At 58.8% G+C, this 13,600-nt stretch carries 12 protein-coding genes; 3 read left to right on the forward strand and 9 right to left on the reverse strand.

Annotated features, from left to right (window positions below; all coding sequences use genetic code 11):
* Positions 1–71: 71 nt before the first annotated feature.
* From CKW16_RS03510 to CKW16_RS03545, 8 genes are all read right to left on the reverse strand, one after another.
* Positions 72–1,994: a PrkA family serine protein kinase gene (locus CKW16_RS03510; protein ID WP_033056218.1), complete on the reverse strand. Its 1,923-nt coding sequence runs from the start codon at positions 1,992–1,994 to the stop codon at positions 72–74.
* Positions 1,995–2,290: 296 nt separating this feature from the next.
* Positions 2,291–2,620: a thiosulfate sulfurtransferase GlpE gene (gene glpE, locus CKW16_RS03515; protein WP_095127216.1), complete on the reverse strand. Its 330-nt coding sequence runs from the start codon at positions 2,618–2,620 to the stop codon at positions 2,291–2,293.
* Positions 2,621–2,653: 33 nt separating this feature from the next.
* A complete protein-coding gene (locus tag CKW16_RS03520) occupies positions 2,654–3,535 on the reverse strand; it encodes a symmetrical bis(5'-nucleosyl)-tetraphosphatase (protein ID WP_095127217.1) in 882 nt (293 codons plus the stop codon).
* A complete protein-coding gene (gene apaG / locus CKW16_RS03525) occupies positions 3,535–3,915 on the reverse strand; it encodes a Co2+/Mg2+ efflux protein ApaG (RefSeq protein WP_008147202.1) in 381 nt (126 codons plus the stop codon). The genes CKW16_RS03520 and apaG overlap by 1 nt, the downstream gene beginning before the upstream one ends.
* 121 nt (positions 3,916–4,036) lie before the next feature.
* Complete coding sequence (gene rsmA, locus CKW16_RS03530) at positions 4,037–4,855, reverse strand: 16S rRNA (adenine(1518)-N(6)/adenine(1519)-N(6))-dimethyltransferase RsmA (RefSeq protein WP_056741305.1); 819 nt, start codon at positions 4,853–4,855, stop codon at positions 4,037–4,039.
* Positions 4,852–5,841: a 4-hydroxythreonine-4-phosphate dehydrogenase PdxA gene (gene pdxA, locus CKW16_RS03535; RefSeq protein ID WP_095127218.1), complete on the reverse strand. Its 990-nt coding sequence runs from the start codon at positions 5,839–5,841 to the stop codon at positions 4,852–4,854. Before pdxA ends, rsmA begins: the two co-directional genes overlap by 4 nt.
* Positions 5,838–7,154, reverse strand: a complete 1,317-nt coding sequence (gene surA, locus CKW16_RS03540) for a peptidylprolyl isomerase SurA (RefSeq protein WP_141232701.1) — start codon at positions 7,152–7,154, stop codon at positions 5,838–5,840. The genes pdxA and surA overlap by 4 nt, the downstream gene beginning before the upstream one ends.
* The gene (locus tag CKW16_RS03545; protein WP_095127219.1) at positions 7,135–9,939 is read right to left on the reverse strand and encodes an LPS-assembly protein LptD; all 2,805 of its coding nucleotides are present in this window, start codon (positions 9,937–9,939) and stop codon (positions 7,135–7,137) included. Before CKW16_RS03545 ends, surA begins: the two co-directional genes overlap by 20 nt.
* A 130-nt stretch (positions 9,940–10,069) precedes the next feature.
* Here CKW16_RS03545 and CKW16_RS03550 point away from each other — a divergent pair, with 130 nt between their 5' ends.
* Genes CKW16_RS03550 through CKW16_RS03560 form a run of 3 tightly spaced genes read left to right on the forward strand, consistent with a single transcriptional unit; the run spans position 10,070 to position 12,526 of the window.
* Positions 10,070–11,089: an aminoglycoside phosphotransferase family protein gene (locus CKW16_RS03550; protein WP_095127220.1), complete on the forward strand. Its 1,020-nt coding sequence runs from the start codon at positions 10,070–10,072 to the stop codon at positions 11,087–11,089.
* Complete coding sequence (gene murU / locus CKW16_RS03555; RefSeq protein ID WP_095127221.1) at positions 11,086–11,757, forward strand: N-acetylmuramate alpha-1-phosphate uridylyltransferase MurU; 672 nt, start codon at positions 11,086–11,088, stop codon at positions 11,755–11,757. The genes CKW16_RS03550 and murU overlap by 4 nt, the downstream gene beginning before the upstream one ends.
* A 1-nt stretch (position 11,758) precedes the next feature.
* The gene (locus tag CKW16_RS03560; protein ID WP_095127222.1) at positions 11,759–12,526 is read left to right on the forward strand and encodes a TerB family tellurite resistance protein; all 768 of its coding nucleotides are present in this window, start codon (positions 11,759–11,761) and stop codon (positions 12,524–12,526) included.
* A 24-nt stretch (positions 12,527–12,550) separates the two neighbouring features.
* Here CKW16_RS03560 and CKW16_RS03565 read toward each other — a convergent pair whose 3' ends face one another.
* A complete protein-coding gene (locus CKW16_RS03565) occupies positions 12,551–13,540 on the reverse strand; it encodes an alpha/beta hydrolase family protein (protein WP_095127223.1) in 990 nt (329 codons plus the stop codon).
* Positions 13,541–13,600 lie beyond the last annotated feature (60 nt).

Below are 13,600 nucleotides of genomic sequence, written 5' to 3' on the forward strand. Positions count from 1 at the left end.
CAGAGGTCTGTGTAACAGAAAATGCGTACACAGGCCTCTGGCTGACGACAACCGGTCTGACCGGCAGCGGGTTATTGTGATTTTCTGACCCGCAGGTACCACTCGGACAGCAGTCGAACCTGTTTGTCGGTGTAGCCCCGCTCGACCATTCGTGTGACGAAGTCGTTGTGCTTCTGCTGGTCCTCTTTGCTGGCCTTGGCGTTGAAGCTGATGACTGGCAGGAGGTCCTCGGTGTTGGAGAACATTTTCTTCTCGATGACCACCCGCAGTTTTTCGTAGCTGAGCCAGGTCGGGTTCTTGCCGTTGTTATTGGCCCGGGCGCGCAGTACGAAGTTGACGATTTCGTTGCGGAAATCCTTCGGATTGCTGATGCCGGCCGGTTTTTCGATTTTCTCCAGTTCTTCGTTCAGCGCTACGCGGTTAAGGATCTCGCCGGTTTCCGGGTCGCGGTATTCCTGGTCCTGGATCCAGAAGTCGGCGTACAGCACATAGCGATCGAAGATGTTCTGGCCGTACTCGCTGTAAGACTCGAGGTAGGCGGTCTGGATTTCCTTGCCGATGAACTCGATATAACGCGGTGCCAGGTACTCCTTGAGGAAGCGCAGATAGCGTTCGCGGGTTTCGGCCTGGAATTGTTCCTGCTCGATCTGTTGTTCCAGCACATAGAGCAAGTGCACCGGGTTGGCGGCGATTTCGTGCGGATCAAAGTTGAACACTTTCGACAGGATCTTGAACGCGAAGCGGGTCGACAGGCCGTTCATGCCTTCGTCGACACCCGCGTTGTCGCGGTATTCCTGGATCGACTTGGCCTTCGGATCGGTGTCCTTGAGGTTTTCGCCGTCATACACGCGCATCTTGGAGTAGATGTTGGAGTTTTCCGGCTCTTTCAGGCGCGAGAGTACGGTGAACTGGGCAAGCATCTTCAGGGTGTCAGGCGCGCAGTGAGCCTTGGCCAGGGAGCTGTTGAACAAGAGCTTGTCGTAGATCTTCACTTCGTCGCTGACCCGCAGGCAGTACGGCACTTTGACGATGTAGATCCGGTCGATGAAGGCTTCGTTGTTCTTGTTGTTGCGGAAGGTGTGCCATTCCGATTCGTTGGAGTGGGCCAACAGGATCCCGGTAAACGGAATTGCCCCCAGACCTTCGGTACTGTTGTAGTTGCCTTCCTGAGTGGCGGTCAGCAGTGGGTGCAGCACCTTGATCGGTGCCTTGAACATTTCGACGAATTCCATCAGGCCCTGGTTGGCCCGGCACAGTGCGCCCGAGTAGCTGTAGGCGTCGGCGTCGTTCTGCGGGAATTCTTCGAGTTTGCGGATATCGACCTTGCCCACCAGGGCCGAGATGTCCTGGTTGTTTTCATCTCCCGGCTCGGTTTTGGCCACGGCGATCTGGTTGAGGATCGACGGATAGAGCTTCACCACACGGAACTGGCTGATGTCGCCGCCGAATTCGGCCAGGCGTTTGGTAGCCCATGGCGACATGATGGTGTTGAGGTAGCGCCGTGGAATGCCGAAGTCTTCCTCGAGGATCGCGCCATCTTCGGTGGCGTTGAACAGACCCAGAGGCGACTCGAATACCGGCGAGCCCTTGATCGCGTAGAAGGGCACTTTTTCGATCAGTTGTTTCAGCTTTTCGGCCAGGGACGATTTACCGCCACCCACAGGGCCGAGCAGATAAAGAATCTGTTTCTTCTCTTCCAGGCCCTGAGCGGCATGGCGGAAATACGACACGATCTGGTCAATGCATTCCTCCATCCCGTGGAAGTCTTCGAAGGCCGGATAGCGGCGGATCACCTTGTTGGAAAAGATCCGTGACAGCCTCGAGTTGGCCGAGGTGTCGAGTAACTCCGGCTCACCGATGGCCAGTAACAGACGCTCGGCGGCGGAGGCGTAGGCGCTGCGGTCGCTTTTGCACAACTCAAGATACTCTTGCAGCGAGAGTTCTTCCTGGCGTGTGGACTCGAAGCGTTGTTGGAAGTGGCTAAAGATACTCATGACGTCACCTCGCTCGATACGTGGAGCCGACGCCGGATCATTCAGTCGATGCTGGCAGCGACCGAATATGCAGTCGCTGTTTACCCCCCAGAACTCTTTCGAAGCTGACTACCCCGAAAGCTACTCCCGATGACCCGCGCGCCGGTGTACCGGCTCTCCCCTGTTTTGGATGGCCTGCGCTTAAGGATAGTTGGGAATTCGGGAGGTAAAGGCGAGATACGTAATTAGTTGTGGCAGACCGTTCGTCTGCCACCGCGCGAGCCCGCGGGGGCCGGGGCTTGCGCGTTACAAAAATATTATTCGGAAGTGCCTTGCGCCGTTTCTGAAGGATAAGTCGTACGCCACAGCTCAAAACCGCCATCCATGCTGTAGACGTCGGAGAAGCCCTGACTAATGAGGTACGCAGCGGCGCTCTGACTGGAATTGCCGTGGTAGCAGACCACCACCGTCGGTGCGTCGAGGTCGGCGCCCTGGATGAAGGCGTGCAGCGAATGGTTATCCAGATGCTTCGAGCCGGCGATGTGCAGCGCGGCAAAGGTCGCTGGGTCGCGAACATCGACCACTACCGCGCCTTGTTCGCGCAGGGCCTGGGCCTGTTCCGGGGGGATACGTTTGAATTCGCTCATGGCGGGCTCCTGTGGCTCGGCTGAAAGCGCAGTCTAGCGCGGGGCGCTGGCTGACGATGGTTCGGGGATGAGTGTGGCGACTGGCGGCAGGGCAAGGCCATGCTCGTCGCATTTGCAAGACAGGCGTTCACCGCTGTCGACATTCATGAGGGTCAGGGCGCCACCCCAGACACAACCGGTGTCGAGGGCCGAGATGCCCGGCTCATTGCATCGGCCTTCCAGAGCGGCCCAGTGGCCGAAGATGATCTTCAGGCCCTTGGTCTTGCGCTCTTTGTGCTGAAACCAGGGCTTGTAGCCCGGTGGCGCATTGTCGAGGCCTTCCTTGCTTTTGAGGTCAAGCTTGCCCTCGGCGGTACAAAACCGCATGCGGGTGAAATAGTTGGTGATCACCCGCAGGCGTGTCACACCTTTGAGGTCGTTGTCCCATTTCGCCGGATCGTTGCCGTACATGCCATCGAGGTAGGGCGGCAACAGGTTGTCATCGCGCAATGCCGTCTCGACTTCGGCGGCATACTTCAAGGCCTTGCGCAGTGACCACTGGGGCGGAATGCCAGCATGCACCAGGGCGACATCGCGCTGTTCGTCGTAGTGCATGAGCTTTTGCTGACGCAGCCATTCCAGCAGTTCCGCAGAATCGGGCGCTGCGAGAATCTCGAGCAGGGTGTCGGACTTCTTCAAGCGTTCGATGTTTTTCCCGGCAGCCAGCAAGTGCAGGTCGTGGTTGCCAAGCACGCATACCAGCGATTCGCGGATGCTATAGAGGAAGCGCAAGGTGTCCAGCGACTGCGGGCCACGGTTGACCAGATCGCCGACCAGCCACAAACGATCCCGTGTCGGGTCGAAGGCGACTTGCTTGAGCAGACATTGCAATGCCTGAAGGCAGCCTTGCAGATCGCCGACGGCGTACGTTGCCATTAGTGCAGGGCTCCGGGCACCGCCAGACGGAATGGGGCGATGATGGCGTCGAAGTGTTTGCCGTCATCGGCAACCATTTCATAAGTGCCCTGCATGGTACCGACTTTGGAGGTCATGACCGTACCGCTGCTGTAGGTGTGGCTCTCGCCCACCTCGATCAACGGTTGCTGGCCAACAACGCCCGCGCCGCGAACCTCTTCGACATGCCCGTCACCGTCGGTAATCACCCAGTGCCGTGACAACAGTTTGGCCGGTAGCTCGCCATTGTTGTGCACGGTGATGGTGTAGGCGAAGGCAAAGCGGTTTTGCTCGGGTTGCGATTGTTCTGCCAGATAGCGGGTGACGACGCTGACGTCGACCTGGTAACGAGGATCGGACATGCAAGAGGCCTTAAACGAAGCGGAACGCGGGGCGTAGCTGATGGATATCAGTCTAGGCCAAGTATCGGGTAGTAAACCAGACATGAAGGCTGGTGTCCTACCCGATAACGCTCATTGCCTGTCAGTCGGCGGCGGGCGTCTGTAGGACTTGTTCGCTGAGCTTGTCGGCCAGGCGCACGAAGGCTGCCAGATCGAGCTGTTCGGGGCGCAGACTGCCATCAACGCCGGCGGCTTCGATTTCGGCGTTGCTCAGCAGCAGCTTGAGGGTGTTGCGCAGGGTCTTGCGGCGCTGGTTAAAGGCTTCGCGCACGACACGCTCCAACAGCTTGTGATCCTTGGCCGGGTGCGGCAGCACCGCGTGAGGTACCAGGCGCACGATAGCCGAATCGACTTTGGGCGGCGGATTGAACGCGCCCGGGCCAACGTTGAACAGATGCTCAACCCGGCAGTGATACTGAACCATGATCGACAAGCGGCCCCAGTCACCACCACCAGGGCCTGCTGCCAGGCGCTCGACCACTTCTTTTTGCAGCATGAAGTGCATGTCGCGAATCAGGCTGGCGTTATGCAGCAGGTGAAAAATCAGCGGCGTAGAGATGTTGTACGGCAGGTTACCGACCACCCGAAGGCTGTTCGGCGCAGCGTTCAGGCTGTTGAAGTCGAACTTCAGTGCGTCGCCCTGATGCAGATTGAAGTTGCTCTTGCCGGCGAATTGCTGGTTGAGGATCGGGATCAGATCCTTGTCCAGTTCCACCACGTCCAGCTGGGCACCGCTGTTAAGCAGGCCTTCAGTCAGCGCGCCCTGGCCAGGGCCGATTTCCAGTAAGTGGTCTTCAGGCTTGGCACGAATGGCGCGCAGGATGCGGTCGATAACGCCAGCATCGTGCAGAAAGTTCTGGCCGAAGCGCTTGCGCGCCCGGTGTTGGTAATGCTCGGTCATAAACGGGTCTCGGCCATCTGGTAGGCGGTTTCCAGGGCGACTTGCAGGCTGCCGGTATCGATTTTGCCGCTGCCGGCCAGATCCAGGGCGGTGCCGTGGTCGACCGATGTACGGATGATCGGCAAGCCGAGGGTCACGTTGACTGCCGCGCCGAAGCCTTTGTACTTCAGCACGGGCAGGCCCTGGTCGTGGTACATCGCCAGCACTGCATCGCAGTGCTCCAGATACTTGGGGGTAAACAGAGTGTCGGCGGGCAGGGGGCCACGAAGGTCCATTCCTTCGCCGCGCAGGCGCTCTAATGTAGGTTCGATGATGTCGATTTCTTCATGGCCCAGGTGTCCGCCTTCGCCGGCATGGGGGTTGAGCCCACAGACGAGGATGCGTGGCCGGGCAATGCCGAATTTTTCTTGTAGATCGGCGTGCAGGATTCGCGTGACCCGTTCCAGACGCTCCGGCGTGATCGCATCGGCAATCTCGCGAAGAGGCAGGTGAGTGGTGACCAGCGCCACGCGCAATCCGCGAGTGGCTAGCATCATCACCACTTGGGCGGTATGGGTCAGGTCGGCGAGAAATTCTGTGTGCCCGGAAAAGGCGATCCCGGATTCATTGATCACGCCCTTGTGCACAGGGGCCGTGATCATGCCGGCAAAATGCCCATCCAGGCAGCCTTGGCCAGCTCGGGTCAGGGTTTCCAAGACGAAAGCCGCATTGGCCTTGTCCAGTTGTCCGGCGGTGACCTTGGCGTTCAGCGGTGTATCCCAGACATACAGGCTGTTGGCTGGCGCGGGTACATCCGGCCAACTGTCCGGGTTTACCGGCAGCAAATCTACAACCACACCCAGCTGCACGGCCCGCTCAAGGAGCAGGTCGCGGCTGGTAATGGCAATCAGGGGATGTGGCTGGGCTTGCGAGGCGAGCAGCAGGCACAGGTCGGGACCTATGCCTGCCGGTTCGCCGGGTGTCAGCGCGAAACGTTTGGGTTTCACTGCGCTGCCTGGTCTGCACCAGGGAGTTTGATCTCTACGTACGCTTCGTCACGGATCTGACGCAGCCAGGTTTGCAGCTCTTCGTCATATTTGCGGTTACGCAATACGGTCATTGCTTGCTGCTCGCGGGCCTGGGTGGTGCTGTCAGTGGCGCGACGGCCAAGGACTTCCAGAACGTGCCAGCCATATTGGGTCTGGAACGGCTTGGACAGCTGACCTTGCGGGGTCTTGGCCATCACTTCGCGGAACTCGGGAACCAGTGCATTCGGGTCGATCCAGTTCAGGTCGCCACCGTTGAGGGCGGAACCCGGATCTTCCGAGAAGCTTTTCGCCAGTTCGCCGAAATCTTCGCCCGCTTCGATACGGGTGTAGAGCGACTCAGCCAGCGCCTTGGTTTTTGCTTCGTCGCGGATCGGGCTAGGTTTGACCAGGATGTGACGTACGTGCACTTCATCACGTACCTGGGTCTCACCGCCACGCTTGTCGAGGATCTTCAGGATGATGAAGCCGCCCGGTGTGCGCATTGGCTGGGTAATGTCGCCGACAGCCATGGTGCTCAGCATGCGATCGAACGGAGGTGGCAATTGACCGGCTTTACGCCAGCCCATGTCACCACCTTCCAGTGCGGTTTCGCTGGCGGATTTGGCAATTGCCAACTGACCGAAGTCAGCGCCTTGCTTGAGCTGCTGGTAAACCGCATCTGCCTGTTTGGCTGCATTCTGAATCGCGTCGGAGTTGGCGCTTTCCGGCGTAGGAATCAGGATGTTGGCCAGGCGGAATTCTTCGGACAGCTGCATTTTGCCAAGGTCGGAAGCGAGGAAGTTCTTCACTTCCTGTTCGGAAACCTGGATACGCTCGGCCACACGACGCTGACGCACACGGCTGATAACCATCTCGCGGCGAATCTGGTCGCGGGCGTCGTCGTAAGACAGACCGTCGCGAGTCAGAGCGGCGCGAAATTGTTCAATCGACATGTTATTGCGCTGGGCAATAGTGCCGACAGCCTGGTTCAGCTCTTCATCGGTAATGCGGATGCCGGAGCGTTCGCCGATCTGCAGTTGCAGGTTTTCGACGATCAGGCGCTCGAGCACTTGCTGATCCAGCACGCCGGCCGGCGGTACGGCAGAACCGCGCTTGGCGATGGTTTGCTGAACTTCATGAACGCGTTGGTCCAGTTGGCTCTGCATGACCACGTCGTTATCGACAATGGCCACCACTTTATCGATGGACTGCACCGCGGCGTTCGCCGCGGTACCCAGGAACAGCGCGCCCAGCATCAGCGGGCGCAGACAATCAGAAAGCTTGGTCTTCACGTTCACGATAACCTTGGATGCCTTTGTCGAGGAAGCTCTCTACTTTGGCGCCGGTGAGGCCGCCGAGTCCCTTCAGAACAATTTGTAGGAAGATGCCGTGGTCGCCTTTTTCGTTTTCCGGGGCGTTCTGACTGAATTCGTCATAGCTGACCCAGTAACGGTTGATCAGGCGCAGTTTCCAGCAGCAGTTGTCGTACTCGAAACCACCGAAAGCTTCCAGGGTACGGTTACGGTTGTAGTCATACTGCCAGCGGCTGATGGCGTTCCATTGCGGCACGATCGGCCAGATCACCGAGAAATCGTGCTGCTCAATCTTGTAGTAGTCCTTCACGTAGCCAGGAGTGCCCGGAGTACCGTAGTCACCGCCGCCCACCGACCATTTACCGGTGTTCTGGTCGTAACGGACCTGGTCATTACGATAGCGATAGCCGGCGTTGATGACCTTGTTCGGGTTGTCTTCAGGCTGGTAGTGGAACATCGCGCTGCCGGAGCGAGGACTGCGGCTGTCCGGGTCCCAGTTGTAATCGGCCGTGGTGCGCCAATCGCGGTTCCAGCGATATTCGTATTCCAGCGCATAAGGCGAGACATTAGCCTGCGCATCGTCGCGGGTTTTTGCATCGATGCCCGGCAACTGTACTTCACGATCCTTGAAGTACACGGCCTGGCCGACGCTGATGCGTTGACGTTCGAAGCCATTGTCTTCGATCCAGCGGTTGGTTACGCCCAGAGACAATTTGTTCTCGTCGCCGACGCGGTCGGAGCCGGAGAAACGGTTGTCACGGAACAGCGACGCGTAGCTGAAGGTGTATTCGCTGGTGTCGAAGACCGGAATGTCTTCCTGATCCGTTTCAGGAACGTACAGGTAGAACAGGCGCGGTTCGAGGGTCTGGCGATAGTTCTTGCCGAACCATTGGGTGTTGCGATCGAAGTACAGGCCGCTGTCGATGCTTGCAATCGGCACGCCACGGTTCTGGCTGCTGCTGAAGGTACCGTTGAGCTTTTGCTGCTCTGCGGTTTGCGCGTCAATCTGGCTTTTGCCGGTACCGTCCAGATCCAGTTGGTACTGGGTGTACTGGTACTTGAGCGATGGCTTCACGAAGCCATAAGTCCAGTCCAACGGCAGGCTCACACCCGGTTTTAGATTCAAGCGGTCGCCGTTGGCACGTGCCAGTCCCGTAACGTTGTTATCAAGACGCGGTTCGACGGTGCCATCTTCGTTTACGAAGTTACCGTCCTTCAAATCACGGTCGAAGCGTACGATTTCTGTATCGTAGTCGAAGTCCAGGCCGCCAGGATGAGTCGGCAACTGACCAATGAAAGTGATCTGCGGCAAGCGGTCATACGGGGTAATGTTCGAAACGCTCGCGAGCTGAAAAGCCTGTGCATTCACGCGAGCGGCGTAGCTGTCTCCTCGATAGGTGACCGACCCTTGCTGATTCACGTAGTCGCTGGTGCTTTCCACGCCAATCTGGTCAGTCTGCAGATCCTGGAAGTAATACGGATCGCTGATCTTGGTGTAATCGACTTGTGTCAGAACACGCGAGTCGAGACCGCCCTTGTGCTGCCAGTTATACATGTAGCGGTTTTTCTGGTAGTCGGTCTGCTTGCTGCGATCGGTGTCTTCGTCGTTGAGGTACGCGGCGCCGAACTGACCTTCGCTGGACGGGGTCAGGTAACGGAATTCGCCTTCCATCAACAGCCCGTGCTTGCTCATGTAGCGCGGGTACAACGTGGCATCGTAGTTCGGTGCCAGGTTGAAGTAATACGGTGTGACCAGCATGAAGCCGGTATCGCTGCCGGTGCCAATGGTCGGCGGCAGGAAACCGGACTGGCGACGGTCGTCGATCGGGAAATAGATGTACGGCGTGTACAGGACCGGAATGTCTTTGACCCGCAGCGTCACATTGGTCGCGGTACCGAAACCGGTGGCCGGGTTCAAGGTGATGTTGTTGCCCTTGAGCTGCCAGGCATTGCTGTCCGGCTCGCACGTGGTGTACGTACCATCCTTGAGGCGGATGATCGCGTTCTCGGCACGTTTGGCGTACAGCGCATTACCGCGGATACGGGATTTGTGCATCACGTATTCGGCGTTGTCGACCTTGGCTTCACCGGTGTCGAGCTGCACGTCGGCGTGGTCGCCCACGATCAGTGCGCCGTTGTCGCGAACACGGACGTTGCCGCTCAGTTCGCCACGGCTCTCGGCCTGGTAGAGGTTCGCTTCGTCGGCTTCGACCTGCATGCTGCCCTGACGCATGACCACGTCACCCGCCAGGGTTGCGATCTGCTCATCCTGCTTATAGCGAGAGGCTTTGGCGCCGAGAAAGGTCGGAGCGTCACTTTTATTCGTCTTGTCATTCATGCCAGGACGAATCGGTTCGATATAGGAACCAGCGCAGTAAGGTCCGGTTTCGGCCAATTGCGCTGCAGTGAGCTTCTCGCGCGGAACCCAATCGAGGTGACTGTAGTCTTCGCTACGCGACTTCAGGCCGCGGCCTTTGGATTCGGTTACCAGCACAGTCTTGGCGCCGGTGTCTTGACTGGAACCGCTGTCGGCCGGAGTCTCGCCGCTCGTGCTGACCGCCGCACTGCCGTCATGGACGGGGCGAGGTGGTAGCGCAGCTGCTGGAGATTTTGGCGCACAATTCCAGGCACCCGAAGCAGAGACTGAGCAGTCATACTGTTCCGCGGCGACCACGAACGAAGTGGCTAGAGGTTGCAGGGCCAGCAGACTGCCGGTAACCAACAACGGAAATTTTTTACGAAACGCGGGGGATTTCAATGCCATCTTATTAGTCCGGGCTTCCTGCGTGCCATCTGCCCGCGGTGTGGGCCGCACGCCTCTCGATGGTCTGAAAAAGATGCTGGATAATAAAGCATGACCCGCTTGACGGCTAGCGCCGTCGGAGACCCTTGCAATGCCTGACCAAGATGTACGTTTGCAACACCTGAAAGTTTGGCTCGATGAGCAATTGGCTGTCCTCTTTGCAGAACAGGGTTGGGGTGCCGTACCCCCGGCCACGTTGACCGCGGCTAGTAGCGATGCGAGTTTTCGACGTTACTTCCGCTGGGAAGGCGAGGGCAGAAGTTTCGTCGTGATGGACGCGCCACCGCCCCAGGAAAACTGTAAACCCTTCGTGGATATCGCTTTTTTGCTGGCGAAATCCGGAATAAATGTTCCGAAAATTTATGCCGAAGACCTCGAACGTGGTTTTCTTTTGCTCAATGACCTGGGCAACAAGACTTACCTGGACGTGATCGACAGCGAAAATGCCGACGATTTGTTCAAGGATGCCCTGCAAGCGCTGCTGGCTTTTCAGCAGTTGCCGATGGTTGCACCACTGCCAAGTTATGACGTGGCGCTACTGCGCCGCGAGCTGGAATTGTTCCCCGAGTGGTACGTGAAGCGCGAGTTGGGTATCGAGTTCGACTCGGCGCAGCAAATGCTCTGGCAGAACGTGACCGAGCTATTGATCGACAGCGCACTGGCCCAGCCTAAAGTGCTGGTGCACCGCGATTACATGCCGCGCAACCTGATGCTCAGCGAGCCAAATCCCGGCGTGCTGGATTTTCAGGACGCCGTCTATGGTCCCGTGACCTACGACGTGACCTGCCTGTTCAAGGATGCGTTCCTCAGCTGGCCCGAGGAGCGTGTGCGCGGTTGGCTGGAAGCGTACTGGCAGCAAGCGGGCGATCTCGGGATCCCGGTTCAGCCCGACTTCGAAGATTTCCTGCGTGCCAGCGACCTGATGGGTGTGCAGCGGCACCTGAAAGTGATCGGCATCTTTGCCCGAATCTGCCACCGCGACGGCAAGCCGCGCTATCTCGGCGATGTGCCACGCTTCTTCGCTTATATAGACGCCGTGATCGCCCGCCGCCCTGAACTGGCCGAGCTGGATGTGTTGCTGCTGAGTCTGCGTGCTGGAGCGAATGCATGAAGGCAATGATTCTGGCAGCAGGCAAAGGCGAGCGCATGCGCCCGCTGACCTTGACCACGCCGAAACCGCTGGTTCGCGCGGGCGGTATTCCGTTGATCGAGTATCACTTGAAAGCCTTGGCGGTGGCGGGGTTTACCGAGGTGGTGATCAACCATGCCTGGCTCGGCCAGCTGATCGAAAACTACCTGGGTGATGGCTCGCAATACGGCGTACGTATTCAGTACTCGCCGGAAGGTGAGCCACTGGAAACCGGAGGCGGGATTTTCCGCGCGCTGCCGTTGCTGGGTGACGAGGCCTTTATGGTGGTCAACGGTGACATCTGGACCGACTACGACTTCAGCGTGTTGCACCAACCCATCACCGGGCTGGCGCATTTGGTGTTGGCGGACAACCCGGCCCATCACCCGACCGGTGATTTCAGTCTGATCGACGGGCAAGTACGCGACGATCAACCGGACACTGCAACCCTGACCTACAGCGGCATCGCGGTCCTGCACCCGCAGCTGTTCGACGGTTGCTCCGCCGGAGCCTTCAAGCTTGCACCGCTGCTGCGCAAGGCCATGGCCGATGGACAAGTCACCGGCGAGCACTTGAATGGACATTGGGTGGATGTTGGCACTCACGAGCGTCTGGCTGAAGTCGAAACTTTGTTAGAAGCGAGACGCTGACATGTTGTGGCCAGGGACTCTGATTGGAGCCGGAGCGGGCTTTTACATCGCCAGCATTCCGGGGGCCATGCTTGGCGCCTTGTTGGGGCAGGTGCTGGATCGGCACTTGCACATACAGAGCTGGGCGCACTTGCGAGAAAGGCTCGGTGGCCGCTCGGTGCTGCGCAACGATGAACTGCTGTTTGTGTTGTTGGGGCGGCTGGCCAAGTGCGATGGACGGGTGGTGGAAGGCCACATCCAGCAGGCCCGTCAGGAAATGCGTTCGCTGGACATGACCGAGTCGGCCCAACGTCGGGCCATTGCCGCGTTCAATCGCGGCAAGTTGGGAGATGACCGGTTGCGCGGTTACCTGCGTCGCTTGAGTCATCAACCTCATGCCGCCGAAGGCGTCTTGCGCGCCTGTTGGCGGATGATCTGGGCGGATGGCCGCGCCGGTAGCGCTGAGCGAGAGCTGATCAGGCAGTGGGGTAAATGGCTGGGCTGGTCGTCACAACAGGTGCAGGCTCTGGCGGCCGATTACGAGCAGCACAAGTTTGCACAGGCCAGCAGCGCGCTGACCTATCAAGATGCCCTGCGGCTTTTGGGCGTTTCGGCGACCAGTGAGCCGGCGCAGATCAAGCGCGCTTATCGACGCCTGCTGAGTCGCCATCACCCGGACAAGATTGCCGGCAGCGGTGCGACGGCGTTGCAAGTTCGCGAAGCCACTGACAAGACCCGCGAACTGCATAGCGCCTACACATTGATTCGTGAGCGGCGGGATTTTCGCTAGTGACCCGGAAGATTTTGCTTTTGCTTAATTCGCGTTCTGTGGACTCAACCAGCCCCGCACCCGACGGAACAGTTGCTCTTGCTCTGCCTTGGAATTACCCGGCAAAGCCTTGAGCGAAACCTGACTGAATCCCGAAGTCTTCAAGCGTTTGCTGGCTTGCAAGCGTTCCAGCGCCAGGTTGCGATCCAGCGGCTTGTCCATATAGAAGATGTCTGCGGTGGGCAGCTTCAGGGTCGGTGTCAGTTCGACCAGCTCTGGTTTGGCTTTCGCCGGCATCTGAGCGGCGACCATCACAAACTTCTCCACTTGCGAGGGCTGCTTCTCGCTCAGGTAGCGCGCGGCCCAGTAGGCGCCAGTGCCATGCCCCAGCACGACAATGCTGCGAGCGCTTTGCTGTTCGGCGTAGGCAATGGCGGCGTCGATGCGGGCGAAGATTCGTTCGGCATCGGCTTTGGCCTGTTCCTCGGTGGTTTCGGCGATCGCCTTGTCCGCCACCTCCGCTTCACCGCCCGCCGCTTGTTCGATGGGCGCTGCAGTGGTCGAGTCTTTGCTGCCGGTGTCCGGGGGTTTTGGTGTCGGTGCCACTTCTACGATACGCGGCGCAATGGCATCGCTTTGCAGGTCCGGCAAGGTGATACTCAGGCTGCTCCATTCGGCGTCCGGCAATTTACGTCGCAATGGACCGATTGCTTGCGGCCAGTCAACGGTTTCGCCAGCGCCCGGGATGATAATCACCGCGCCTTTGGGGTCGGCGGTATTGGCCGGTTTCCACAAGGCCAGAAACGTGTCGCTGCCCGCTTGCAGTTGCTGCTGTTCCTGAGCAGGGATTTGTCGCTCAAGTGCAGACGCTTCTTCCTGACTACGCTCAAGCAGCGGCTGGCGCTCGACCGGTTTTTCTTCGGCGGGTGTTTCCGTTGCGGCAGGTACCGGGTCGGCGGCCTCGACAGAAAAGGCGCAAGGCAGGATCAGCGACAGGCACAATGCTGGCAGTGCCAGGCGGTAAACAGGGGGCATCGGATATTCCAGGCCAGAAGTTATTCCGGCAGCCTAATGGGTTGGTCAGTATTTGTCAGT

This window comes from Pseudomonas sp. Irchel s3h14, assembly GCF_900187425.1.
Taxonomy (GTDB): Bacteria; Pseudomonadota; Gammaproteobacteria; order Pseudomonadales; family Pseudomonadaceae; genus Aquipseudomonas.